Annotated in this window: 25 protein-coding genes and 1 riboswitch; of the genes, 13 read left to right on the plus strand and 12 right to left on the minus strand. The window is 46.0% G+C overall.

The window, feature by feature from the left end:
- Positions 1 to 72: 72 nt before the first annotated feature.
- Positions 73 to 810: a hypothetical protein gene (locus HZS85_RS14035; protein ID WP_214856578.1), complete on the minus strand. Its 738-nt coding sequence runs from the start codon at positions 808 to 810 to the stop codon at positions 73 to 75.
- Between the two features lie 124 nt (positions 811 to 934).
- Complete coding sequence (locus tag HZS85_RS14040) at positions 935 to 1,255, minus strand: heme oxygenase (protein ID WP_023469797.1); 321 nt, start codon at positions 1,253 to 1,255, stop codon at positions 935 to 937.
- An 89-nt stretch (positions 1,256 to 1,344) separates the two neighbouring features.
- Here HZS85_RS14040 and HZS85_RS14045 point away from each other — a divergent pair, with 89 nt between their 5' ends.
- The 5 genes from HZS85_RS14045 to HZS85_RS14065 all read left to right on the plus strand — a co-directional run bounded on the left by HZS85_RS14045 (position 1,345) and on the right by HZS85_RS14065 (position 6,399).
- Positions 1,345 to 2,004: a class I SAM-dependent methyltransferase gene (locus HZS85_RS14045; protein WP_214856579.1), complete on the plus strand. Its 660-nt coding sequence runs from the start codon at positions 1,345 to 1,347 to the stop codon at positions 2,002 to 2,004.
- Positions 2,005 to 2,016: 12 nt separating this feature from the next.
- Entirely contained in the window at positions 2,017 to 2,898 is an 882-nt protein-coding gene (locus HZS85_RS14050; protein ID WP_214856581.1) for an ABC transporter ATP-binding protein, read from the plus strand.
- Positions 2,895 to 3,701 carry an ABC transporter permease subunit gene (locus tag HZS85_RS14055; RefSeq protein ID WP_311246990.1) on the plus strand — a complete coding sequence of 269 codons (807 nt, stop codon included), beginning with the start codon at positions 2,895 to 2,897 and terminating at the stop codon, positions 3,699 to 3,701. The genes HZS85_RS14050 and HZS85_RS14055 overlap by 4 nt, the downstream gene beginning before the upstream one ends.
- A gap of 124 nt (positions 3,702 to 3,825) precedes the next feature.
- Positions 3,826 to 4,899, plus strand: coding sequence for a dual-specificity RNA methyltransferase RlmN (rlmN, locus tag HZS85_RS14060; protein WP_023469793.1), 1,074 nt, complete (start codon positions 3,826 to 3,828; stop codon positions 4,897 to 4,899).
- Positions 4,900 to 4,962: 63 nt separating this feature from the next.
- Entirely contained in the window at positions 4,963 to 6,399 is a 1,437-nt protein-coding gene (locus HZS85_RS14065; RefSeq protein ID WP_195866052.1) for a DEAD/DEAH box helicase, read from the plus strand.
- Positions 6,400 to 6,420: 21 nt separating this feature from the next.
- On the opposite strand, the gene HZS85_RS14070 is transcribed toward HZS85_RS14065, so the two are convergent.
- The 5 genes from HZS85_RS14070 to HZS85_RS14090 form a co-directional block, all read right to left on the minus strand.
- Entirely contained in the window at positions 6,421 to 7,737 is a 1,317-nt protein-coding gene (locus tag HZS85_RS14070; RefSeq protein WP_214856582.1) for an NAD(P)/FAD-dependent oxidoreductase, read from the minus strand.
- Between the two features lie 76 nt (positions 7,738 to 7,813).
- Positions 7,814 to 8,449, minus strand: coding sequence for a nitroreductase family protein (locus HZS85_RS14075; RefSeq protein WP_023469790.1), 636 nt, complete (start codon positions 8,447 to 8,449; stop codon positions 7,814 to 7,816).
- 52 nt (positions 8,450 to 8,501) lie between these two features.
- Positions 8,502 to 9,137, minus strand: a complete 636-nt coding sequence (locus HZS85_RS14080; protein WP_023469789.1) for a nitroreductase family protein — start codon at positions 9,135 to 9,137, stop codon at positions 8,502 to 8,504.
- Position 9,138: 1 nt separating this feature from the next.
- Complete coding sequence (locus HZS85_RS14085; RefSeq protein WP_214856583.1) at positions 9,139 to 9,594, minus strand: MarR family winged helix-turn-helix transcriptional regulator; 456 nt, start codon at positions 9,592 to 9,594, stop codon at positions 9,139 to 9,141.
- Between the two features lie 154 nt (positions 9,595 to 9,748).
- A complete protein-coding gene (locus HZS85_RS14090) occupies positions 9,749 to 10,414 on the minus strand; it encodes a YczE/YyaS/YitT family protein (RefSeq protein WP_214856584.1) in 666 nt (221 codons plus the stop codon).
- A gap of 153 nt (positions 10,415 to 10,567) precedes the next feature.
- Between HZS85_RS14090 and HZS85_RS14095 the strand changes: the two genes are divergently transcribed.
- The 5 genes from HZS85_RS14095 to HZS85_RS14115 all read left to right on the plus strand — a co-directional run bounded on the left by HZS85_RS14095 (position 10,568) and on the right by HZS85_RS14115 (position 15,018).
- A complete protein-coding gene (locus HZS85_RS14095; RefSeq protein WP_214856585.1) occupies positions 10,568 to 11,353 on the plus strand; it encodes a DUF817 domain-containing protein in 786 nt (261 codons plus the stop codon).
- Positions 11,354 to 11,546: 193 nt separating this feature from the next.
- A complete protein-coding gene (locus tag HZS85_RS14100) occupies positions 11,547 to 12,185 on the plus strand; it encodes a DUF975 family protein (protein WP_214748846.1) in 639 nt (212 codons plus the stop codon).
- A gap of 109 nt (positions 12,186 to 12,294) precedes the next feature.
- A riboswitch (SAM riboswitch) is annotated at positions 12,295 to 12,397 on the plus strand.
- A 74-nt stretch (positions 12,398 to 12,471) separates the two neighbouring features.
- The gene (locus HZS85_RS14105; protein ID WP_214856586.1) at positions 12,472 to 13,530 is read left to right on the plus strand and encodes an LLM class flavin-dependent oxidoreductase; all 1,059 of its coding nucleotides are present in this window, start codon (positions 12,472 to 12,474) and stop codon (positions 13,528 to 13,530) included.
- Positions 13,527 to 14,474, plus strand: a complete 948-nt coding sequence (locus tag HZS85_RS14110; protein ID WP_214856587.1) for an ATP-grasp domain-containing protein — start codon at positions 13,527 to 13,529, stop codon at positions 14,472 to 14,474. Before HZS85_RS14105 ends, HZS85_RS14110 begins: the two co-directional genes overlap by 4 nt.
- Positions 14,475 to 14,550: 76 nt before the next feature.
- On the plus strand, positions 14,551 to 15,018 hold the full coding sequence (locus tag HZS85_RS14115; protein ID WP_214748837.1) for an SRPBCC family protein: 468 nt from the start codon (positions 14,551 to 14,553) through the stop codon (positions 15,016 to 15,018).
- Between the two features lie 226 nt (positions 15,019 to 15,244).
- On the opposite strand, the gene HZS85_RS14120 is transcribed toward HZS85_RS14115, so the two are convergent.
- Complete coding sequence (locus tag HZS85_RS14120; protein WP_214856588.1) at positions 15,245 to 15,625, minus strand: NUDIX domain-containing protein; 381 nt, start codon at positions 15,623 to 15,625, stop codon at positions 15,245 to 15,247.
- Positions 15,626 to 15,691: 66 nt separating this feature from the next.
- On the minus strand, positions 15,692 to 17,314 hold the full coding sequence (locus HZS85_RS14125; RefSeq protein ID WP_023469778.1) for an ABC-F family ATP-binding cassette domain-containing protein: 1,623 nt from the start codon (positions 17,312 to 17,314) through the stop codon (positions 15,692 to 15,694).
- A 299-nt stretch (positions 17,315 to 17,613) separates the two neighbouring features.
- Between HZS85_RS14125 and HZS85_RS14130 the strand changes: the two genes are divergently transcribed.
- Positions 17,614 to 18,483: a prohibitin family protein gene (locus tag HZS85_RS14130; RefSeq protein ID WP_058713675.1), complete on the plus strand. Its 870-nt coding sequence runs from the start codon at positions 17,614 to 17,616 to the stop codon at positions 18,481 to 18,483.
- 89 nt (positions 18,484 to 18,572) lie between these two features.
- Here the strand turns inward: HZS85_RS14130 and pepT are convergent, their stop codons facing one another.
- Entirely contained in the window at positions 18,573 to 19,808 is a 1,236-nt protein-coding gene (pepT, locus tag HZS85_RS14135) for a peptidase T (protein WP_214856589.1), read from the minus strand.
- 109 nt (positions 19,809 to 19,917) lie between these two features.
- Here pepT and HZS85_RS14140 point away from each other — a divergent pair, with 109 nt between their 5' ends.
- Positions 19,918 to 20,910: a zinc-binding dehydrogenase gene (locus HZS85_RS14140; protein WP_214856590.1), complete on the plus strand. Its 993-nt coding sequence runs from the start codon at positions 19,918 to 19,920 to the stop codon at positions 20,908 to 20,910.
- 90 nt (positions 20,911 to 21,000) lie between these two features.
- On the opposite strand, the gene HZS85_RS14145 is transcribed toward HZS85_RS14140, so the two are convergent.
- A complete protein-coding gene (locus HZS85_RS14145) occupies positions 21,001 to 22,185 on the minus strand; it encodes a class I SAM-dependent rRNA methyltransferase (RefSeq protein WP_214856591.1) in 1,185 nt (394 codons plus the stop codon).
- A gap of 186 nt (positions 22,186 to 22,371) precedes the next feature.
- Between HZS85_RS14145 and HZS85_RS16990 the strand changes: the two genes are divergently transcribed.
- Positions 22,372 to 23,190, plus strand: coding sequence for an HNH endonuclease (locus HZS85_RS16990; protein WP_214856593.1), 819 nt, complete (start codon positions 22,372 to 22,374; stop codon positions 23,188 to 23,190).
- A 70-nt stretch (positions 23,191 to 23,260) separates the two neighbouring features.
- On the opposite strand, the gene HZS85_RS14155 is transcribed toward HZS85_RS16990, so the two are convergent.
- Positions 23,261 to 23,716: an OsmC family protein gene (locus HZS85_RS14155; protein ID WP_251138001.1), complete on the minus strand. Its 456-nt coding sequence runs from the start codon at positions 23,714 to 23,716 to the stop codon at positions 23,261 to 23,263.
- Positions 23,717 to 23,741: the final 25 nt, after the last annotated feature.

A 23,741-nucleotide genomic window follows, 5' to 3' on the forward strand; every position in this document is an offset into this window, starting at 1 on the left:
TCTTATGGACACTTTATCATGTATTTCAGAAGCGATTCAACCATATATTCTGATAATTTAAGATAAAGTTGTTTATTCAGCAAAATGTTGAATGAGCTGTTTCATCAAATAGGCTTGGTTTTCCTCGAATTGTTTTTTTCGATGACCGTTCGCGCCAGATGGGTGGGGGAATCCGGAAAGAAGCTGATGCTGTTCGATTCGTCCATCATGAATCAATCCACGGACTTGCGTCTCGACGACCCGACCGAGTGGAATTAATAACGCTGTTTTTTGTAACTGATTGATCTCAGCGACGAAGTGTTCTTCCGCGTAGTGCCTCAATAAAGGGCTACGATTGATCTTCGGTTGATGACCCGAGTAATTTTTTTCGCGATAAAAGACGGGTTGCTTTAACAGTGACGTCGGATGTAACAATTCCTGGTGTTGATGAAATAAGCTAGCCGTCGTCTCGATTCCGAGCAATGCTGGAAGTTCAAGTGTATCGAGCATCTGGACGAGGTTACGTCGCATCGTTCCGGCAAAGCTTGCTGTATATTTGACGAGGCGTGCCGTCTCTTCTAATGAAACACCATGGTGAAGGGCATCTGTCGCTTCTTCGAAAGCGATCCGCATCTGTTCAAAACCTGGTGTGATCCCGATGATGACGACTTTTGCTTCAGTATTGACGTATTCGCCAATCGGAGAGTAATAGACGGTCAGCTCGTTCTCCTGTTGCAATAAAAAATCGTCCGTCCATAATTCATCACGTCGTAACGTACGATCGTCAGGTAAGCTACGAATGGCTTGTTCAAATATAGTTAATGAATTCATGAAGGACCCTCTCTCTCTGTAATGGCACTATGATAACAAATAATACCATTTGTGACAATTCGACCCTTTCACTATTTGTATATAGGTATATAAAAAAGGACTCGATACGAGTCCTTTTCGTGCATTATGCGCGTTCTTTGACCGAAGCGACTTCATATGTCAGAATCTCGCTTCCGAGCATTGGCGATTCTCCTGCCTCACTACTCGCAGGTCGACTATGTGACGCTTTGAAATCGTCACTCTCCCGCCATGCTTGAAAACTCTTCATGTCTTCCCAGTACATGTTGACGTTCATTTCATCGTGTTCTTCGATATTTTGCGTCAATAAGACCTCAACACGGATGAATCCGTCCATCGTATCAAGTCCACTTGGACGCGTAAAACGAGGAGCGAGAGCTGCAGCCATCCCTTTTTTGACTTTAATCCGGTTCGTAACGACGATCATCATAAAATCCCCTTTCAAAAAACGAGTAACGTACTTCTTCAGTATAGTACGATGAAGGCAAGAATGCCGGAAAGAAGGAACAAAAGACGATGAATGAACAGGAATATGATCAACGATTACGAATTGAGACCATTGAGATGCAACACCTTTATGGTGTATTTAGTCACTACAATCGCTATGAACCAACGCCTTATGCGGCACTCGGCGAATTATGCGAAACCTATCCGTTTCAAAAACAGGACACGGTCATTGATTTCGGGTGTGGGAAAGGGCGTTTAAACTTTTACTTACACGACCGATTCGACTGTTCCGTCATCGGAATCGAGATGAATGGACAATTTTACGAGGACGCACTTCGGAATATGGCGAAATACCAAAGTCGAAGGAAGCGGCGTTCCGGAAGTTTGCGATTCGAACAGACGTATGCCGAGCAGTATACCATTCCGGATGAGGCGAATAAGTTTTATTTCTTTAATCCATTCTCTTCACAAATTTTCATGAAAGTGATCGATCACATTTTAAGTTCGGTCGAACGTTCCCCGCGTTCGGTTGATCTCATCTTGTATTACCCGACCGATGAATACCGGGAGTACCTGGAGCGCCATACCGTATTCGAGCAAATCGATGAGATTCGATTACGAGACCTCTATGAAAAAAATCATGACGAGCGGTTCGTCATCTATCGCTTTGATCCGAACAAACTGCTTCAAAACGGGTATGAATACAGTGAGGAAAGAAATAAAAAATAGGGAGGTCGGATGATGATCCGTTTGGAGCATGTGACGAAGGAATTTGCGCCGGGGCGTGGAATATTCGATGTCAGTTTTACAGTTGATCCAGGTATGATATTCGGTTTCATCGGACCAAACGGATCTGGAAAATCAACGACACTCCGACATTTGATGGGACTAATGGTTGCGGACGATGGAAGGGCGACGATCGGTGGTTTTGATTGCTGGAAGCAAAGTAAAGAGGTGAAGCAGTTGGTCGGTTATTTGCCGGGGGAGATTAGTTTACCTGGAGACATGACGGGAGCAGACATGCTGGATTTGATGCAACGACTACACGGTAGCAATCCGGCACGGCGACAACTGTTGTTGAAACGATTTCCTTTTGAGACGAAGACGAAAATCCGCAAGATGTCAAAAGGGATGAAACAAAAACTGGCACTTGTCGGTTGCTTCATGAAAGATGCACCGGTCTATCTACTTGATGAGCCAACCAGTGGACTTGATCCTTTGATGCAAGAGCGTTTTTTAGAGTGGATCGAACAGGAGAAGCATGCTGGAAAAGCGATTCTGATGAGTTCACACCACTTTCCGGAGATGGAAAAATCGTGCGATCGAGCGGCTTTAATCAAAGCAGGGCGCATCATCGTCGAATCGGATATTCATGAGTTGGTTCGATCGAGTCGAAAGACGTATACGATCGTCTTCCGAACGGAGGTGGAAGCAGCACAGTTCGCGATGCAAGTCGGTGTTGAACCGAAGCGGCTGGAAGTCAGTTTTCAAACGGATGAGACGCTGAGCTTGAATCAGGCGATCGCTTATTTAACCCAGTACGATGTACGGCTGATTCGTCCGTCAGCAGATGATTTAGAACAGGTCTTCTTGCATTATTATGGAGAGGAGGAATCGTCGTGATATTGTTGATCCGCTCTTTATTCAAGCAGGTCAGAAAGCCCGTGCTTGCTTATGCGATTGGAACGAGTCTCTACTTATTGATGCTTGCGTTGCTTTATCCATCGATGATGAAGACTGGTTTACTAGAAACAAAACTAGAAGCGTTACCTCCAGAAGTCTTAAAAGCATTTCAATACGATAAGGTGACGGGATTCGATAATGTACTGGATCTGCTCGGAGGGAACTATTATGGATTGATCTTTCAAGTCATTGCGAGTCTATTCTTGCTCTCATTAGCAGCGCGCCTCGTTGCGCGACCGATCGACAACGGAGAGCTGATCGTCTATCTCGCAGCCCCGATCACCCGGAATGCGTATACGTTTGCTGTCGCGATCGTCATGGGTATCGCAAGTATGGTTCTCGTAGGACTGAATGGACTTGTCTTGATGGTATCCGACTGGTGGATGACAGATATTTCGATCAATGACGTCATCTTATGGCGGATTCAGCTCAATGCGCTATTGTTACTCTTGGCGATCGGCGCCTTTACGTTATTCGTTGCGACGTTATTTGACGAAGAACGTCGTGCTTTTTCGCTTGCCGGTAGTGTACTCGTCCTATCGATCGTCTTGACGATTCTGTCGGAACTAAGTGACAAGACGGAGTGGCTCCGTTATCTATCCGTCTTCTCCTTATTCAATACGACACAATTACTAGAAGGAACGAATCATTTTCTTCTTCATTCCATTCTTTTACTCGTCCTCTGTCTCGTGTTCTTGACCGGAGCAGTCGTTCAATTCGGACGTCGGAGTCTGTCGATTTGATCGAAAGTGGCGCAAAAACTTTACAGAAAGTGAACATTTAGGATTTGAACGTTGCGTCACGCGCTGATTTTTACTAAGATAAAGGAATGTTGTAGTTCTGGAAAAAGAAATGAGGTCTTTCGAAATGAATAAACCATCCATTTATGGATTAACGCTTGAGCAGATGACAGAATGGTTATCGAATCAAGGGCACAAACCATTCCGTGCCAAACAAGTATGGGATTGGCTCTACCGTAAACGTGTCACGACTTTCGCGGAAATGACGAATGTCAACAAGGATTGCCTTGAGTTGTTAGATCAGAGTTTTACGATTGACTCGATGACAGAAGCGGTCAAGCAAGAATCAGCAGACGGAACAATCAAGTTCCTTTTCAAATTATATGATGGCAACTTGATTGAAACGGTTCTGATGCGTCATAAGTACGGTCTTTCTGTCTGTGTTACGACACAGGTCGGCTGTAACATCGGCTGTAGCTTCTGTGCAAGTGGTCTGATCAAGAAGAGCCGCGACTTGTCAGCAGGCGAAATCGTTGAGCAAATCATGAACGTCCAACATCACCTCGATGCAGTCGGTAACGAAGAACGTGTCAGCCACGTCGTCGTCATGGGTATCGGTGAACCGTTCGATAACTTCGACAACATGGTTGACTTCTTGAACGTCATCAAGGACCACAATGGTCTTGCGATCGGTGCACGTCACATCACGGTTTCAACAAGTGGTTTGGCAGACAAGATCTACAAGTTCGCTGACTTGAAACTCCAAGTCAACTTAGCCATCTCGCTTCACGCACCAAACAATGAATTGCGTACGCAAATCATGAAAATCAACCGGGCGATCCCGCTTGAGAAATTGATGCCAGCGATCGATTATTACGTTCAAACGACGAACCGTAAAATCACGATCGAGTACATCTTGCTTCGTGGCGTCAACGACCAAAAAGAACACGCAGTCGAACTAGCAAAACTGTTCGAAGACAAACGTCACCTGACGTATGTCAACTTGATTCCGTACAATCCAGTCGATGAGCACGGTCAATATCAGCGCAGTACGTCTGAAGATATCACGACGTTCTACGATACGTTGAAAAAGAACGGCTTGAACTGTGGTGTTCGTCTCGAGCACGGAACAGACATCGATGCGGCATGTGGTCAATTACGTAGTAAGCAAATCAAAAAAGATAAAGTAGCATCCAAATAATTCGTTGGGCTTCTCATCGTTTCGGTGGGAAGCTTTTTTTACGATAAGAAATGAGGACATTCTATGACACGTACACGATTCAATGATTTTAACTTAAGCACACCGATTCTCGATTCAATCGAGCAACTCGGTTACACGACACCAACCGAAGTCCAACAATCGGTCATCCCCGTCGTATTATCCGGAAAAGACGTCATCGTCAAATCACGGACGGGGAGCGGAAAGACGGCATCGTTTGCGATCCCACTGTGTGAACTCGTCGAGTGGGAAGAAAACAAACCACAAGTCTTAGTCTTGACGCCAACACGTGAGCTGGCCTTGCAGGTCAAAGAAGATATCATGAACATCGGACGCTATAAGCGGATCAAAGCGACAGCCGTCTTCGGCAAGCAACCGTTCCGCGGGCAAGTCACGGAGCTCAAACAAAAGACACACGTCGTCGTCGGAACACCGGGACGTGTACGCGATCATATCGAGCGGGGCACGTTATCGCTTGAGAAAGTACGTTACGTCGTTTTAGATGAAGCGGATGAAATGCTGAATATGGGCTTCCTCGATCAAGTCGATGCCATCTTGTCCGAGTTACCAAAAGAGCGAATGACACTGTTGTTCTCTGCGACCTTCCCAGAAGATATCGAACAGTTGAGTGACCGCTACATGGAGGCACCAAAACGAATCGAAGCGGGCGAGACCGTCGTCTCAACGATTACGCATAGTTATATTCCGGTGACGGACAAGACGAAGTTCGCCATTTTAAAAGATGTCCTGGTCGCTGAAAACCCGGATCGCTGCATGATCTTCTGTCGGACGAAAGAACATGTCGATTTCGTCGCAAATGGTCTCCGCGCCCATGACTATCCGGTTGAAGCAATTCACGGTGGAATGGAACAAGACGATCGACTCGATGCGATGAAAGCCTTCCGTGCCGGGAAGTTCCGAATTCTTGTCGCAACAGATGTCGCAGCACGCGGCATCGATATCGAGAACATCACGCACGTCATCCAGTATGATCTCCCTGTCGAACGAGAAAGCTACGTTCACCGGACCGGTCGGACGGGGCGGGCAGGAGCAGCCGGACAAGCAATCAGTCTCGTCACACCGGCAGACGAACGTCGCCTAAAGGAAATCGAGCAGTATCACGGGAAACTGACACGTCGCCAAGCACCAACGGAAAAGGACTTGATGCGAACAGCGGATGCATTCGAAGAGAAAATGGCGACGGAAGATACGCGTTCTTCGAAAACGGAACAGCTTGATGCGGACATCATGAAATTGTTCTTTAACGGTGGGAAGAAGAAAAAACTCCGTGCCGTCGACTTCGTTGGAACGATTGCGAAGATTGAAGGCGTCACAGCAGACGACATCGGCATCATCTCGATTCAGGATACGTTGACGTATGTCGATATCCTCAACGGGAAAGGTCCGCTTGTCCTCCGGGCGATGAAGACGACGAAGGTCAAAGGGAAACAATTGAAAGTGTACGAAGCATTCAAGAAATAAGACAAGCCGGTCATTCTCCGCTTAAGCGAAGAGGGACCGGCTGTTTTGCGTCAAGGCATGTCCAAGATGGAGTCCGCTAGCAGCTGCTTGGGCAAGCGAGTGTGTGGCACCGGAACAATCCCCGATCGCATAGACACCGGAACATGTCGTCTCAAACGTCTCTGACGTCTCGAGCATCGGTGCGTAAAACTTGCCATCTAATCCGTAAAGCAACGTATCTCCCGGAAGTTCCACTTCAAGGAGTTGCTCAAGGCGCTCTAAAAACCCTTCTAAGACGAGCAGGTCTTCTGTAGGCACTTCTGCATGCAAATTACCGGGGGACGCGGTTAGGGAAGGGACAATGGTGTTACGACTCAGTTGATCGTTTGCCGTCGCTCGCGATGCTCGGAAATCACTGAGTCGCTGAACGAGGATGCGATCACCACCTTGGTTGATTCCGCCAATGATGCGTGCGGCATACGCATTCGCTTTCGCTAGCGTCGAAAAATAACGCGGGAGAAATAGTGTAAAGTTCAGATTCGTCGAGCCGTCTGCCGTCTCGTGGACGTTTTGGCCGTCCGGCATGACGAGTCCTTCTTGATATTTGCGGATGATCCGTCCGCGCGGATTCATGCAATAGGTGACGGCTTGACCGTAAGGCGAGTCGTAACCGAGCTTCGTCTCGAACGTCTCCTGTAACAATGTCCGAAATAGCGCCTCATCCGTCTCGATTCGCACCCCGAGATCAAGTCGAGTCCGCTGTGGGGTGACACCAAGCGTCGCTAACTTTTGCAACGTAAAGTCTGCACCTGAACGACCTGTCGCGAACACGATCCGTTGACTGACGAAGATCTCGTCCGCTGTTTTGATCGTAAACGGCTCTGATTTCGTGATCTGCTCGATTGTCGTTTCGAACCGGGCACCGAGACGTGGTAATAAGGCGTCCTCAAACGCCGTGAAGACAGCAGCTGTCCGTACTGTGCCTAAATGACGGACGGTCGTCTCGACCGAATGTAGACCGGCGCGACGGGCACGAGACGCTACAGTAGAGGAATGCGTCGAGTAGGTCTCAACTGTACCTCCACCATATGTACATAAAAGATCATCGACTTCTTGGAACAGTCGTCGTGTCGTCTCTTCACCGATTTTTGAGACGAGTTCCCCGCCGAATCCTGTCGCATAATTGAACTTTCCTTCTGATTTGCCAAGCCCTGCGAATCCAAGATACGCATCTTCTGTCGTTCGTTCACGGATTGGTTTTCCGGCATCGAGCAGTAAGACGCGTTGCCCGTCTTCAACAAGCTGATGGGCGAGGAAAATTCCTGCCACACCGGCTCCGATAATCGTCACATCATACATTACTGACGCCTCCTTTTCTTTGAGTATACAAAAAAGCCGGATGCCTATGAAAGGAATCCGGACTGAGTGAGATCGCTTATTTCCACTCTGCGATGTCAGCGATTGGTAGACGAACCGATGGGTATCCTGCGTCCACGGCTTTACCGATTGAAAGCAACATGACTGGGAGGTAACGCTCTTTTTCAAGACCGAATGCTTCTGCGATTTGGTCTTTTTCGTAACCACCGATTGGGTTTGTATCGTAACCGTGTGCACGAGCGACGAGCATCAATTGCATTGAAACGAGACCTGAGTCGATCAAGATGCTATCACGTAATGTTTCAACGTCTTCTGGACGGTAGAAACCTTTGATGGCTGGTACTTGGCGATCACGTACTTCTTGTGGCATAAGACCTTTTTCAACAGCCATGTCGTAGATTGTCTCGATGCTGTCGACCGCGTTCATGTCACCGAAGACAGCGATGACAGCAGAAGATGTCTCGACTTGAACTTGGTTGAATTTTGCGAGTGGTGCGAGTGTCGCTTTACCTTCTTCGCTATCGATGACGAGGAAACGCCATGGTTGCATGTTAACTGAAGATGGAGCAAGTGTTGCTTCTTCAAGGATTTGTGTCATTTCTTCTTTTGAAATTTTTACGTTCGTGTCGTAGTTACGAATCGAGCGGCGTCCTTTGACGATTTCCATGAAGTCCGTTGTTGTTTGAGTAGTCATAATTATTCAATCTCCCTTGTGTGTGTTTTCTTTTTTTATAGTGTAAAAAAACTTATTTCCAGTCTGCGATGTCGTTGATTGGTAGGCGAACTGATGGATATCCAGCGTCCACCGCTTTACCGATCGATAGCAACATGACCGGTACATAACGATCTTTTTCAAGACCGAATGCTTCCGCGATTTGATCTTTCTCGTAACCACCGATTGGGTTTGTATCATAACCGTGTGCACGAGCGACGAGCATCAATTGCATCGAGACGAGACCCGAGTCAATCAAGATGCTGTCTTTCAAGTCGTTTGCTGATACGCTGCTGTACATCCCTTGGATCGCTGGTACTTGGCGATCGCGTACTTCTTGTGGCATGAGCCCTTTTGCGACAGCTGTATCGTAGATGTTCTCGAGTTGATCAACAGCGTTCATGTCACCGAAGACGGCGATGACAGCAGAAGATGTTTCGACTTGGACTTGGTTGAATTTCGCGAGTGGTGCAAGTGTCGCTTTGCCTTCTTCGCTATCGATGACGAGGAAACGCCATGGTTGCATGTTGACAGAAGAAGGTGCGAGTGTTGCTTCTTCAAGAATTTGTGTCATTTCTTCTTTTGAGATCTTCACGTCTGTATCGTAGTTACGAATCGAACGGCGTCCTTTGACGATTTCCATGAAGTCTGTTTGAGTTTGCGTTGCCATATTAAAGCGACTCCTCTTTTAATTTAGGTAATGTTTCGGCGTTCGCTTCGATGCGTTGAATCATCTCAGCTAAAGTCCGTTGTTCTTCAGCAGAGAATCCTTCGAGTAAGTTCTCGAGGAACTCCTCTTTTTGTTCGCGTAATCGTGCAATGCGCGTCGCCCCTTGTTCCGTTAAGGAAACAAGAATCACCCGATTGTCAGCGGCTGAACGCTCGCGAGCAATCATCCCTGTCGATTCCAGGTGTTTGAGGTGACGGGTCACCGCCGCGTGATCGACATTGACGCGTTTTTGCAATTCTTTTTGACTGATCGTTTGATCGACTTGTAGTTGAGCAAGTAGGTCCATTCGCGTCTGACTGAAACCATCCGTACAGAGATCGAATTTTTGAGCAATCGTCTTATTGACGGAGACGAGTGCATAGATCAAACGTCCTTTTTCGGTGCAGGAAATACTCAATCCATCACATCCTTCCCTTCGTTCGAAGAAACCTTTGACGTATCAAAGATTGATATGTAAACGAATATAACGTGTTTATTTTGATGACGCAACTTATCTGCTTCTGACATAAAAAAAGATATCATTCACGCGGAATGATATCGAGTCAGGCGACTTAGCTAATTTGGCGTTCAGACGCTGGAAGTCCTTTTGCATCAATTGCTGCAATGATCCGGCGGAAATAGAACAACCAAAATTGCAGGAACGGTCCGATCAGGAAAATCGAGAGGATCGTACCGAAGAAAACAGGTCCTCCAAGCAACCAACCGATGCCGCATGCCGTGACTTCCATGATCGTCCGCATCAGACGAATTGACGTTCCGAATTGCTCTGCAAGTGTCAGCGTCAACCCATCACGTGGACCGGCCCCGTATCCAACAGCGACATACAGACCAGCGCCCATCCCAATGATGAAGATACCGAAAATCAGCCAGAGCGTATTCAACCAGATCGACTCAAAAGAAGGTAAGAGATGAGAACCAAGAACAAGATTCATGAAGACACCGACGAAAATCGCGTTGACGAGCGTTCCGATTTGCGGTGTGACGCGGTCTAACGCGTACTTCACGAAAACGAGTAATAGACCGACAAGCAAGATGATCGTTCCGACGGATAGCGGCGTCTTCTTTTGGAGACCAAGATGTAATACATCCCACGTCGAGACACCGAGTTCAGCCGTGATCATCATCGATGAGCCGAGAGCGAGTAAAAATAAACCGAGTAGGAAGAGTCCCCACTTTAACGTAGCGCGTAATAACCAGGAAGCACGATGACGCGTCATGTCTAACACCTCATTTCTTAAAAATAATTGATTCGTTAACTGTATCATGAGGAAAGTAGAAGAAGAAAGACGAAATTTTCCGTTTTTTCCATCTTAAGAAGGAGGGGAAGGTCGAAAGAGAAACGTATACTGAAGAAAAAAGGAGATGACAGGATGAAAGCGATCCGGCACCTGATTCGTTTTACATACATAGAAGCCGTCTGTTGCGTCTTTCCCGTCATGATTTTCGCAGCGCTTGCTCTTTCACGTTATCTTCCTGCTGAACCGATCGCGCGATACGATCTCCTGTTGCTATGGTGTCTTCTCGTCCAAATCGTCTTACTTGTCACGCGTTATGAAACGCTGGAAGAGTTCAAACTGATCTTACTCTTTCACGTGATTGGTCTAGCACTTGAACTGTTCAAAGTGAACGTTGGGTCTTGGAGTTATCCGGAACAGGCTCTAACGAAAGTGGCTGGTGTTCCCTTGTATGCAGGATTCATGTATGCAAGTGTCGCAAGTTATGTCTGTCAAGCGTTCCGAAGATTTCATTTACGCTTCACAGCATTTCCACCGCCTTGGCTTGCGATCAGCGTAGGCAGTCTCGTCTATCTCAACTTCTTCACCCACCATTGGATCTTCGATGCACGCTGGCTATTGATGGTCCTCGTCGTCCTTGTCTTCTATAAGTCATGGGTTCATTTTACGATCGAGCAGACGATCTACCGGATGCCGCTCGTCCTATCCTTTTTACTGATTGCCTTTTTCATTTGGATCGCGGAGAACATCGTGACGTTCTTTAAAGGCTGGGTCTATCCGCATCAGGAAGGAGGCTGGGCAGTCGTTGATCTTGGAAAATTGTCTTCTTGGTTCCTGCTTGTGATCATCACGGTTTTGATCGTCATCGTCGCGAAATACAAGCGTCAGGATCCGGCTGTGGAGATATATCAGCGTACATAGACGAAAAATATGACATTTCGTTTGCGATGAAGCGCTTCGATGTTCAACGTTCGTTCTAACATGTGGACGACAACTTGAGCGTGCTTGGCTCAACCAGCAACGAGACGGGAAATTATTGAAAAAAGAGTGAAACATTAGAAATTTTAAGCCGTAGAGTAAGGTGAGAACTTATTTTTCAAGGAGGACCTTACTCATGTCATCTCAATTAAAGAAAGCAGCGAAGGAGTCGCTCAGCGGTCGTTGGGGATTTGCAGTCCTAGCTTTTCTGCTGTTTAGTATTATTCAGGGTGTTCCTAATTTATTTGGATCGGATATCGATGAGCCGTCTAGTAGTATAGATCTCGTTGTATCATTGGTGTCGATTTTATTGATTCCAGTAGGAGTCGGTTGGACATGGATTGCCATGTCGATTGCTCGTGGCGAAGAAACGAAAGTGACGGATTTGTTTGAGCCATATGGTATGTTCCTGAAAGTGGTGGGGCTGGCCATTGTTCAGTTCATCTTTATCGCGCTCTGGACGTTACTCTTAATCATCCCTGGTATCATCAAGTCATTCTCTTACTTGTTGACGTTCTACATCCTTCGAGATGAACCATCGATCGGTATCCTAGAGGCCATCACGCGTTCACGCCAACTCATGGATGGTCACAAGATGGAAGCATTCTTACTCTTCCTATCATTCATTGGTTGGGCATTACTTGTAATCGTTACACTTGGTCTTGCTGTCTTATGGGTTGGACCATACTTCAGCGTCACGCTTGCCAAATTCTATGATCGTGTTCGTGGTGAACAAGCACCAGAGCCAACATCAGATTTCGTCGCACCATATTAATCCGGAATCCCGACACTACGTCGGGATTTTTCTTTGAAATAAATCCGATAGGAAAAGACGGTTTAATGGTTGCTTTAGTTCAATGAATTCTGTACGATGAATGCAACACATCTTATCTAGAGAAGTCGAGGGACTGGCCCGAAGACACTTCAGCAACCCCGCTATGGCGGAAGGTGCTACTTCCAGGAAGGAATACCTTCTGAAGATAAGAGCGGACAGGACAAGATACCGTCGCTCTTTTCGAACTTCGAAAAGAGCGTTTTTTTATGATAAGGGGGACGATGGAGTGGAGTATGGTTTTTGGTTACCGATTTTTGGGGGATGGTTACGTAACGTCGAGGATGAACAGATGCCAGCAACATTCGATTATGCGAAACAAGTCGCACAAACAGCTGAACGCATCGGCTTCTCGACGACGTTGATTGCGGAATTGAACTTGAACGATATCAAAGGCATCAAGGAACCGAGTCTTGAGGCATGGACAACGGCAGCGGCGATTGCTGCAACAACAGAACGCCTTGAGATCATGACAGCGGTTCGTCCCGGGTTCCATAATCCAGCGACGACGGCGAAGATGGCGGCAAACATCGATCAGTTGAGTGGAGGGCGATTTACGCTCAATGTCGTCTCAGCCTGGTGGGCAGAAGAAGCAAAACAATACAACGGTATTTTTACTGCACATGCTGAGCGCTATGCCCGGACGGAAGAGTTCGTCACGGTCATGAAAGGACTATGGGCAGATGCGTCACCGTACAGCTTCTTCGGTCATCACTACACGATCGAACAGGCAGAACTCCATCCGAAACCCGTCCAGCGTCCGGGGATTAAGCTCTACGCTGGTGGAGAGAGTGAAGCCGGAAAACGGACGATCGTCGAACATTGTGATGCCTACGTCATGCATGGAGGCACTGTTGAAGAAGTAGCTCATAAAATCAATGATATGAAAATACGCCGGGAAGCGACGGGACACGCACCGCTTGAGAGCTTCGGTCTTGCTGCCTACATCATTTGTCGGGATACGGAAGAAGAAGCGCTTCTTGAGTGGCAACGCATCACGGACGTTAAGGAAGACAGCGCCGGTTATGCCGGTTATCAAGATTTCATCAGTAAATCGCAACTCGAACAACAGGTCGAACGAAATGATTATTCCGTCTCGAACCGTGGTCTGCGACCGAACTTGATCGGAACACCAGAACAGATTGCCGAACGGATTCTAGCGTTCGAAGCCGTTGGTGTCACGTTGCTCTTGTTACAATTCTCACCACAACTTGAAGAAATGGAACGCTTTGCCCGTGACGTAATGCCACTGGTCGAAGCGAAACGAAAGGTAGGTCAACAATCATGACAAAAATTCATATTCTCCACGAAAACCAAGAATGGACGGATCATCTCATCAAACGTCTCGAAGAACTCAAGTTGCCGTACGAGCAGTGGCACTTAAATGAAGGAATCGTACCGTTAGATGAACTGCCGCCAGAAGGTGTCTTTTACAGTCGTATGAGTGCGTCTTCGCATACGCGGGGGCATCGTTACGCGCCGGAGTTGACGGAAGGGGTCCTCGCTTGGTTAGAAGAGCATGACCGGACCGTCTTTAACGGAACGCGTGCGCTTCGTCTTGAAGTCAGCAAAGTCAATCAATACACGGCGTTGCGGAAGGCTGGGATTCGTGTACCGAAGACGACGGCTGCCGTCGGACGCGATCAAATCGTACAAGCAGCAAAAGAGATCGGTGTTTCGTCATTCATCACGAAACACAACCGTGCCGGGAAAGGTCTCGGCGTCCAGTTATTCCATTCGATTGAAGCACTTGAAGCTTATCTCGACGGTCCGACATTCGACGAACCAGTCGATGGCATCACGTTGATTCAAGAGTATATTCAAGCACCAGAACCGTACATCACACGTTGTGAGTTCGTAGGTGGAAAGTTCGTCTATGCGGTTCGAGTCGATACATCAGAAGGTTTTGAGCTTTGCCCAGCGGATGCATGCGTGATCGACGACTTGTTCTGCCCAGTCGGTGAAGAAGCACCGCAAACACCGATGAAGTTCCAAATCGTTGAAGGCTTCGATAACCCGATCATCCAAAAGTATGAAGCATTCCTCCAAGCGAACCAAATCGCGGTCGCAGGCATCGAGTTCATTAAGGATGCGTCAGGTACGATCTATACGTATGACGTCAATACGAATACGAACTATAATTCGGATGCCGAGGCAGCTGCAGGACGCTACGGCATGCTCGAACTAGCGAAGTTCCTCGGTGCAGCCCTTGAAACAAGCACAGTAAAATAAGAATCTGCTCCCGCCCTGTCACCGGACGTTACAAGACCGGATGACAGGGTATTTCTATAGAAAAGGGGGCGGATCTATGATTACGTGGAGAGAAGAACGACAGCTCGATATCCCGATTGAGGAAGCATGGCACTTGTTTGATCACACGCGATTGCAGCGTTTGATTCCAAACGTCGTCCAGCACGAGGTGATTGAACGAAAACCGGGTGTCGTCGGTTCGACGTATCGTCAAACATACATGCAGGGTAATCGACTCGAAACCTATATCGTGACCGATTTAGCCTATACGAACGAGCCTGACTTCAAGCAAAATACGATTGGATTCACATTGGCTAAAATATTCAAGATCGAGATGACGTTTACGCTCAAACCACTTGGACACGATCGTTGTCTGTTGATTTATACAGGAAAAAATGAAGGAGTGAACTTCGTTGGGAAAAGTCTCTTGTCACTCGGTGGCGAACGAGAAAACGAGAAAATTGTTCAAGGCTTGTTGCAACGTGTCGAAGAAGAGGCAGCGAAACAAAAGAAGAACAATGCATGAAAAAACGGATTCCCGCACTGGGGAATCCGTTTTTTCATATCTTATCGATTCGTATACGATTTATGATCACTCGGTAAAACGGATAGGCAGTCGACACCTTGATAACGTTCTCGTTTTCTATCGCTGGATCGAGCGATTTTGGATTATCAAAATGCTTAGTTACCGACTACTATTTTTAAGTATAAATACGGTTATTAAATTTTCATTTAATCCAAAGATTATATCGTTACGATAGTAGACGCAAACGAGAAATCTGTGAATCATTTTGCATCTCATTCAGTGGTCGAAACCGAACAGCTCGTAATTCTTGTTGATCAAGCGATAGTTCAGGATCGATCCCGAGTCGAGGTTCAGGACTATCTAAGGCACGGCGAACAAGAAAACATGTCTCTGTTCCTTGATCCATTGAAATCTCGTAAAGTTTCCGTTCGACCGTGACGTGAAGATGCATTTCTTCTAACACTTCTCGCATGATGGCTTGCTCTTTTGTTTCACCATTCGCGACACCTCCGCCGGGTAACGTCCAAAATGTCCGGTAAGGGGTATGTAATTCGACCATTAGGATCTGTTGCTCTTCAATCAACGCAGCGCATACCCGATGTCGCATATCGCATTCCTCCTTCAACATGTTCAAAAAAAAAGACCGAAACGACAGTTCCGGTCTCTTTTAAAATCATTGTGCGTATAACGCTGTTAATTGCTGTTGAATCGTATCGTTGTTCAAATACTCATCGTATGTCGTTTCTTTATCGACGATACCGTTTGGCGTCAACTCGATGATGCGGTTCGCGATCGTTTCGACGAACTGGTGGTCATGCGAGCTGAAGAGCATTGCGCCTTTATAAGCGATCAAACCATCGTTGAGTGCCGTGATCGATTCGAGATCCAAGTGGTTCGTTGGATCGTCGAGTACAAGGACGTTAGCACCACTGAGCATCGCTTTTGAAAGCATACAACGGACTTTTTCGCCCCCGGATAAGACAGATGCTTTTTTCATGACTTCTTCTCCAGAGAAGAGCATCCGACCGAGGAATCCACGGAGGAACGTATCACTCTCATCTGCCGGTGAATACTGACGGAGCCAATCGAGGATCGTCTTATCCGAGCCTTCGAAGAATTCCGAGTTATCTTTCGGCAAGTATGACTGGGAAGTCGTGACGCCCCATTTGAACGTACCGCTATCCGGTTCCATCTCACCCATAAGGATTTTGAATAGTGTCGTGATCGCGATATCGCTTTGGCTGATGAACGCGACTTTATCCGTCTTGTTCAACGAGAAGCGGACGTTATCAAGGACTTTGACGCCATCGATCGTCTTCGAGATGCCGTCGACCATCAAGAGATCATTTCCGATTTCACGTTCCGGTGTGAAGCCGACGAACGGATAACGGCGTGACGATGGACGAATGTCGTCGAGTGTGATTTTATCAAGCAATTTCTTCCGTGACGTCGCTTGTTTCGCTTTTGAGGCGTTTGAGCTGAAACGTGCGATGAAGGCTTGAAGTTCTTTAATCTTCTCTTCTTTTTTCTTGTTTTGGTCACTTGCCATACGCGAAGCAAGCTGACTTGATTCATACCAGAAATCATAGTTTCCGATATACAGTTGGATCTTACCGTAATCAAGATCCGCCATGTGCGTACAGACGTTGTTCAAGAAGTGACGGTCGTGGGAAATGACGATGACCGTGTTCTCGAATCCGATCAAGAATTCTTCAAGCCATTTGACAGCTTTCAGGTCGAGTCCGTTCGTCGGCTCATCGAGTAAGAGAATGTCTGGTTTACCGAACAACGCTTGCGCAAGCAAGACTTTAACTTTTTCAGATCCTGTCAGCTCAGCCATCGTTTTCGAGTGAAGGTCTTCCTTGATGCCGAGTCCTTGAAGAAGCATCGCTGCTTCCGACTCCGCTTCCCAACCGTTCATCTCAGCGAATTCACCTTCGAGTTCAGCAGCACGCATGCCGTCCTCGTCTGAGAAATCTTCTTTCATATAGATGGCATCTTTTTCTTTCATGACTTCATAGAGACGTTTGTGTCCCATCATGACTGTTTCGATGACTTGGAATTCTTCGTATTCATAATGATTCTGGCGAAGGACGCCTAAGCGTTCGCCTGGTGTGATGATGACATCGCCTTGTTGTGCTTCGATGTCACCAGCGAGAATTTTCAGGAATGTCGACTTACCAGCGCCGTTCGCACCGATCAGACCGTAACAGTTACCTGGCGTGAACTTGATGTTGACGTCTTCGAATAATTTTCGGTCCGCAAAGCGAAGACCGACGTTTTGTACTGTAATCATATAGAGATGAACCCTCGTTTCTAGTAAGTGATGTGCTCATTCGAGTGTACCACAAATCGTGATCTGTCGTAGAGCAGGCAAAGTTCTTTCCATATTAGGACAGAAATTAAAAATAAGCAACCGGACATTTAAAATAATGAAACATTTTCCAGATGGATGCGTAGAAGAAAGTAAGGAATTCGCTAGAGGAGGCGTTAGATGGCCATCTTTTTCACGTTATTGTTTTTCGCCCTCATCGTTTTGCTTGGCATGGAACTCTATCGCTATATCCAAGAAAAGATTGATAAAGGAGATTCAGAATGAGAGAAATCAAACCGAAGAAAAAAATTCGTCCATCGATGATCATCGCCGGTGTACTTGTATTAGCCCTGCTGGCTACAACGCCGTTCGTCGTCGAACAAATCGAACCCGGACAAGTTGGTGTCGTTTATACCCCGTCAAGCGGTGTCAAAGATGAGACGTTATCGCAAGGCTGGCATGTCGTTTCACCGATCACACGGGTGACGGAGTATCCGATCCGTACACAGACGAAATCGCTTGATAACATGACGCTTGCGACTAAAGACGGAAAGAACATCGTCGTCGACTTTACATACAGCTTCTCCGTTTCGCCGGATAAGGTGACAAAAGTCTTCAACAAGTTCGGACCAATCGAAATCGATGAGATTGCCAAAGGTTACTTGAAACAACGACTCTATGATGCATCTCGTGAGCAAATCTCGAAAGTTACCGTCCTTGAACTGTTCGGTGAAAAATCAGGAAACGTCTCGACGAGCATTCAGACGCAGTTTGCAGAAGACGTCAAGGACATCGGGTTCATCATCGAGGATGTCGCACTCGGTGCACCAAAACCAGATGAAAAGACACAGGAAGCAATCGATGCGCGTGTCAAAGCGTCGCAGGAACTCGATAAAAAGAAAACGGATCTTGAAATCGCTAAAGCAGAGGCAGAACGTCTTCGCGTAGAAGCAAAAGGAGCAGCCGATGCGCGTTTGATCGAAGCTCAAGGATTGGCAAAAGCACAAAAAGAATTACAGAAGACGTTGACGAAAGAAATGATTCAATATGAAGCCGTCAAGAAGTGGGACGGGAAATCACCACTCGTCAGTGGATCAGGGAGTATGGTTCAACTACCGATTCCTGACGGTACGACACAAGAAAAAAACTAATTGAAATATGTCTAAGATAAACCGCATAAAGACCACAACGCCAGACATGAAAAAAAGCAGATTCTCAGCGCTGAGAATCTGCTTTTTGATTAGCGCGAAGCCTGTTCAAATCCTTGAGCGATGGCAATGATCACTTGTGTTGCTTTGACCATATTATCGACCGAAATGAATTCAAACTTGCCGTGGTAGTTCTCGCCACCGGTAAAGATGTTCGGTGTCGGAAGACCCATGTATGAAAGTTGTGAGCCATCCGTTCCACCACGGATCGGCTTAATGATCGGTGTGATGTCAAGCGACTCCATCGCTGCATGAGCGATATCGACGATGTGCATGTGGGGCTCGATTTTTTCACGCATGTTGTAGTACTGATCGTGTAAGTCGATTTCCACACTACCAGCACCATACTTTTTGTTCCACTCATCGACAAGGGCAGACAAGAAGTGTTTCCGTCCCTCGAAGGCTTCACGATCAAAATCACGAATGATGTAGTCGAGCGTCGTTTTTTCGACCGAACCGTCAAATGAAATCAGATGGAAGAATCCTTCAAAACCATCCGTGAATTCAGGAGACTCTTCTCCGGGAAGACGATCGTGGAACGCCATCGCATGTTTCTGCGAATTGACCATCTTATCTTTTGCTGTTCCCGGATGGACATTTGTTCCGTGGAAGACGATTTTAGCCGCCGCCGCATTAAAGCTCTCGTATTCAAGCTCACCAAGCGGACCGCCGTCGACCGTATAAGCATACGTGGCATCGAACGCTTCGACATTAAAGTGATGTGGTCCACGACCAATCTCTTCGTCAGGTGTGAAGGCAACACGAATACGACCATGCTTAATTTCCGGATGTGAAATCAAATGATGCATGGCTGTCATGATTTCTGCGATTCCGGCTTTATTATCGGCTCCGAGTAATGTCGTCCCATCTGTCGTCATCAAGGTGTGACCGACGTAGTTGTGCAGTGCAGGAAAATCAGTTGGCGATAGAATGACGGATGGCACTTCACTTAACGTGATGGGATGTCCGTCATACGCTTCCACGAGTTGTGGACGGACATTCGTACCTGTGAAGTCTGTCGCTGTATCGAGATGAGCGAGAAAACCGATTGTAGGAATGTCTGCGTCTGTATTGGCAGGTAATGTCGCCATGACATAACCATTATCATCAACGGTGACTTCTTCCATGCCAATTGTCTTTAATTCTTCTACGAGCAAACGAGCTAGTGTCCATTGCCCTTCTGTCGTTGGAACAGTCATACTCTCATAGTTCGACTGTGTATCGACTTTCACGTATGTAGTTAGACGATCAATCAATTCTTGTTTCAAATCAAAAACGTCCCTTCTCGTCATAAGATATCTTCATCATAGCATGAACGACTAATGTGAGAGAATTCTGAATCATGATAGACTAATATTGAAAAAGGGGGAATTCTTCATGAGAGCATTCGTAGTCGATCAGTACGGAAAAAATGCATCACTTACAGAAAAAGACGTCACACCCGAAAAAGCGGGGAAGTACGAATTACGGGTTCAAATCGAGGGGTCAAGCATCAATCCACTTGATACGAAGATGTTTTTCGGACATGTGGCGGCGGCTTCAACGACTGGAATTCTCCAGGGTGATGTAACGGGGAAAGTGATTGAAATCGGGGAGGGGGTGACGTCTTTTTCTGTCGGCGATCGCATCGTCGCATTCGGCGGTGGACTTGGAAAACGCGCCGGTGCGTTAGCGGAAGAAATGCTTGTGCCTGAACAAATGGCAGTCTTACGACCGGAAGGGGTATCGGCTGAGGTTGCTGGTTGTTTACCGGTGATTGGATTGACAGCAATGGAAATTTTAAAAGAGCGAATCGCGATTACCCCAGGAATCCGCGTATATGTAGCAGGCGGAACGGGTGGAGTAGGACATCTTACCGTTCAACTTGCTCGTCATTATGGGTGTGACGTTACAGCAAGTGCCTCTTCTGACGAGAAGGCAGCTTGGCTAGAAGCAAAAGGGATTCACGTTCACCGGTATAAGGAAGAATCAGCTGAAACATTGCTCAAACGACTCGATCTGGATGGATTCGACGTCATCATTGATACAGTCGGTGGTGACCATTTACAAGAATCGTTCATACTCGCAAAAGAGCGGGGACGCATCATTTCGATCGCGACACGGACGACACAAGATTTAACGATGATGCATAGTAAAGCCTTGTCACTTGAAGCTGTGTTCGTCGCGCTTCCGTTGCTGAAAGGAAAAGTAGAGGAGATGAAACAACAGCAACGTCACTTAGCAGAACTCATGCATTTAGTGAAAGAAGGAATGATTGAAATACGGATTGAAGAGCAGATTCCCTATGAACGCGATGCGTTGAACGATCTCTATCAACGATTTGATCGAACATCACACTTTGGTAAAGTGAGTGTATATCCAACCCATTAAAAATGATTCTCCATTCATTTTACATTTCCTGTTAAAAATATAAAAAATCCGTTACTGAAAAATTCAGTAGCGGATTTTTTAGATAACACGTCATTTACGGCGAACAAGAATACTTTTTGGAGCGAGTTGTGGCATGGAAGGAGGAGTCGGGAAATCTTTCTGCTCCGGCTGCTCCCATACGACTTCAAATTTTTGACGCAACTTGTTGAACGCCTGCTCCACAGCTTTTTTCAATTGTGACGCATCAAGAGCGGGACTGTCTGTCGTAATCGCAAGCAGTCCTCCGCGATTCGCCAAATGAATGACTTTTTGGATCCAAAGAGCGAGATCCTGTTCAGTCCGAAACTGACGTGTTCGTGTATTGACTTGTACGGGTGGATGGAATAAGACGACGTCAAAACGAGTCTTCTTATCGGCTTGTTCGATGTAGTCGAACGCATCCTGAACTAAAATCTTCTGTTTCTCAGGAGTAAAACTGTTCAACACAAGATTATCTTTTGTCTTATTTCGACTACGTGTCGAGAAATCAACGCTTGTCGTTTGAGCAGCCTCACCATAAAGGGCAGCTACCGTTAATGTTCCTGTATCAGAAAAGAGATTAAGTACGGTTTTTCGTTCGACGGAATCGAGAAGGATTCGGCGAAGTTCACGTTGGGCAATGTCAAAACCAGTCCGCATACCAGCATCCAAGTCATACTCATACAACACACCGTATTCTTGTGCGACTTCAGGAAAATCGCCTCGTTCCCCTTTCAAAAAGTCGTCGCCTTTGACGGGTTGAAGATCGACGAGGAAATCTCGTTTTTCATAAATGCTTCTGTAATTCAGTAGTGATTCAAGAGCTTCAAGAATCAGTGGACGGAATGTATAGATGCCTTCATTTTCGAATGTAATAAGGTAATGATGATCGTAACAATCAATCGTCAAACCACCGATACCATCTCCTGCACCGTTAAAGATACGGAAGGCTTCTGAATACTCTTCAAAAAATTCGTTTCGTTTGTCTAATGCTTGTTCAAAAAGTTGTTTGAAGAAGTCGACATCAATCGCTTCTTGCTCGTCCATGGAGAGAGTCCAACCGACACCTTTTTCTTGCTTGCCAAAATAACCAGTCGCGAGGTATTCTTTATGTTCTGTCATCAGATGGAGCAGTCCGCCTGCCTCTTTGACATGTTGTAAGGCTTCGAACATTTCCTTGCGTAACGCGGGATACCCGCTTCGAATCGATTCAATCCATTCTGGTTTGACGACGATCGGATAAAGTTCACGAGACATGTAAGTTTCCTCATTTCTACTTGTGGATAAGTGGCATAAGTATACCATAAATGGAGTTATCCACATGTGGATAACTGGGTATAAAAAAATGATATCCCTAAAATCAATCCTATGTTGATCTTTTGATTTTTTTGTTTTTTGATCATAAATAAAATCTTCCAAATAAAGCGAGAGTGGGGATAGATCGTGCAAAAAGACATTGTAAGTGTAATGAAAAAGTTAACAAAAGAGTGGTTAAAATCGTTGTCTGATCAATATAATGTATCATTTAAATCAGAAAAGAATAAGCAAATTTTAGATGGGAAACGTATCGGAATAAGAGGGGCAACGGGTGGAATGTATGGAATTCGAGATACGAAAGTAACCGAATATGATTATCTTATTTTTTGTATTACTACTGAGGAGGAGTTAGTCAGAATAGATGATATACAATTTGTATTGCTGAATCAAAATGAAGTAATCAACTTAAAAAAAGATCTGAACGGTTCAGATAAATCATTTAAACTGGAAAAATTTCATCCCTTTATGACGTTTGATACTTTCGAAAGCAAATTTAAAGAATACTTTGCTTTTCAAATAGACTACTATACAGACGAAAGTGAAGTACTTAACTCGCACATTGCTGAAAGTCTACTGGAAGATGAGCGTTATACAGAAGGCGAAAAGCGACTCGCTACGCATTACATAACAGAACGAAATGCAAAAGTAGTTAAAAAAGCAAAAGAACAGTTTGCAATTGAACATGCTGGGCAATTATTCTGTGATATTTGTGAGATGAACTATGAGGAAGTTTATGGAGTTATCGGGAAAGGTTATATTGAAGCGCATCATAAAAATCAATTAAGTATAAGTGGTATAACAGATACTCAGACTGAAGACTTAGCTCTATTATGTGCAAGTTGCCATCGAATGATTCATAAATTAATGAGACAAGATGAATATGCCTCTTACGAGATGCTAAAAAGGAAGATACAAAGTTCTTTGAAGACTCCTTATCGCTATTGAGTTCAGTAAAAAAATACTCCTTTAACTGTAATTTAGAAAATGCACAGTTAAAGGAGTATTTGATTTCTAATTAAAAATTAACTGACACACGTTCTACAACAGCCTCAAGCGATACTTTGACATTACCAGCCAGTGCCCGCGTAATCATACACGAACCTTCTGCTTTTTCAGCGAGACGTTGCGCCTTCTCCACATCACGATCCGACAGATCGGCTGGTAATAAGAGTTTCGGACGATGAATGATCGCATCGTATGTGAAGACGCCGTTCGTGACATCAACAATGCCTTCAGATTCCATCGTTAAGGAGACTTTTGGGATGTTACTACGCTCAAGCATTGCGGCAAGCGTGATGATATAGCATGTAGCAGCTGCCCCAAGCAACATCTCATCTGGATTCGTGCCAACCCCTGGACCATCCATAGCGTCCGGAATTGAAATTTTTGTTTTTAACTCACCTGTCTCGATCTGACCGACATCATTGCGATTTCCCGGCCAGTCTGCAGTTAAATGAAAATGGTGCTTCATGATCAATCGCCTCCATGCCTCCATC

The sequence above is a fragment of the Exiguobacterium sp. s130 genome (genome assembly GCF_018619055.1).
Taxonomy (GTDB): Bacteria; Bacillota; Bacilli; order Exiguobacteriales; family Exiguobacteriaceae; genus Exiguobacterium_A.

What these genes read in the sequence shown, in the direction of transcription:
- HZS85_RS14035 (WP_214856578.1), bottom strand. Translation starts at nt 810, where the DNA reads ATGAATTCATTAACTATATTTGAACAAGCCATTCGTAGCTTACCTGAC.
- HZS85_RS14040 (WP_023469797.1), bottom strand. Translation starts at nt 1,255, where the DNA reads ATGATCGTCGTTACGAACCGGATTAAAGTCAAAAAAGGGATGGCTGCA.
- HZS85_RS14045 (WP_214856579.1), top strand. Translation starts at nt 1,345, where the DNA reads ATGAATGAACAGGAATATGATCAACGATTACGAATTGAGACCATTGAG.
- HZS85_RS14050 (WP_214856581.1), top strand. Translation starts at nt 2,017, where the DNA reads ATGATCCGTTTGGAGCATGTGACGAAGGAATTTGCGCCGGGGCGTGGA.
- rlmN (WP_023469793.1), top strand. Translation starts at nt 3,826, where the DNA reads ATGAATAAACCATCCATTTATGGATTAACGCTTGAGCAGATGACAGAA.
- HZS85_RS14065 (WP_195866052.1), top strand. Translation starts at nt 4,963, where the DNA reads ATGACACGTACACGATTCAATGATTTTAACTTAAGCACACCGATTCTC.
- HZS85_RS14070 (WP_214856582.1), bottom strand. Translation starts at nt 7,737, where the DNA reads ATGTATGATGTGACGATTATCGGAGCCGGTGTGGCAGGAATTTTCCTC.
- HZS85_RS14075 (WP_023469790.1), bottom strand. Translation starts at nt 8,449, where the DNA reads ATGACTACTCAAACAACAACGGACTTCATGGAAATCGTCAAAGGACGC.
- HZS85_RS14080 (WP_023469789.1), bottom strand. Translation starts at nt 9,137, where the DNA reads ATGGCAACGCAAACTCAAACAGACTTCATGGAAATCGTCAAAGGACGC.
- HZS85_RS14090 (WP_214856584.1), bottom strand. Translation starts at nt 10,414, where the DNA reads ATGACGCGTCATCGTGCTTCCTGGTTATTACGCGCTACGTTAAAGTGG.
- HZS85_RS14095 (WP_214856585.1), top strand. Translation starts at nt 10,568, where the DNA reads ATGAAAGCGATCCGGCACCTGATTCGTTTTACATACATAGAAGCCGTC.
- HZS85_RS14100 (WP_214748846.1), top strand. Translation starts at nt 11,547, where the DNA reads ATGTCATCTCAATTAAAGAAAGCAGCGAAGGAGTCGCTCAGCGGTCGT.
- HZS85_RS14110 (WP_214856587.1), top strand. Translation starts at nt 13,527, where the DNA reads ATGACAAAAATTCATATTCTCCACGAAAACCAAGAATGGACGGATCAT.
- HZS85_RS14115 (WP_214748837.1), top strand. Translation starts at nt 14,551, where the DNA reads ATGATTACGTGGAGAGAAGAACGACAGCTCGATATCCCGATTGAGGAA.
- HZS85_RS14120 (WP_214856588.1), bottom strand. Translation starts at nt 15,625, where the DNA reads ATGCGACATCGGGTATGCGCTGCGTTGATTGAAGAGCAACAGATCCTA.
- HZS85_RS14125 (WP_023469778.1), bottom strand. Translation starts at nt 17,314, where the DNA reads ATGATTACAGTACAAAACGTCGGTCTTCGCTTTGCGGACCGAAAATTA.
- HZS85_RS14130 (WP_058713675.1), top strand. Translation starts at nt 17,614, where the DNA reads ATGAGAGAAATCAAACCGAAGAAAAAAATTCGTCCATCGATGATCATC.
- HZS85_RS14140 (WP_214856590.1), top strand. Translation starts at nt 19,918, where the DNA reads ATGAGAGCATTCGTAGTCGATCAGTACGGAAAAAATGCATCACTTACA.
- HZS85_RS14145 (WP_214856591.1), bottom strand. Translation starts at nt 22,185, where the DNA reads ATGTCTCGTGAACTTTATCCGATCGTCGTCAAACCAGAATGGATTGAA.
- HZS85_RS14155 (WP_251138001.1), bottom strand. Translation starts at nt 23,716, where the DNA reads ATGAAGCACCATTTTCATTTAACTGCAGACTGGCCGGGAAATCGCAAT.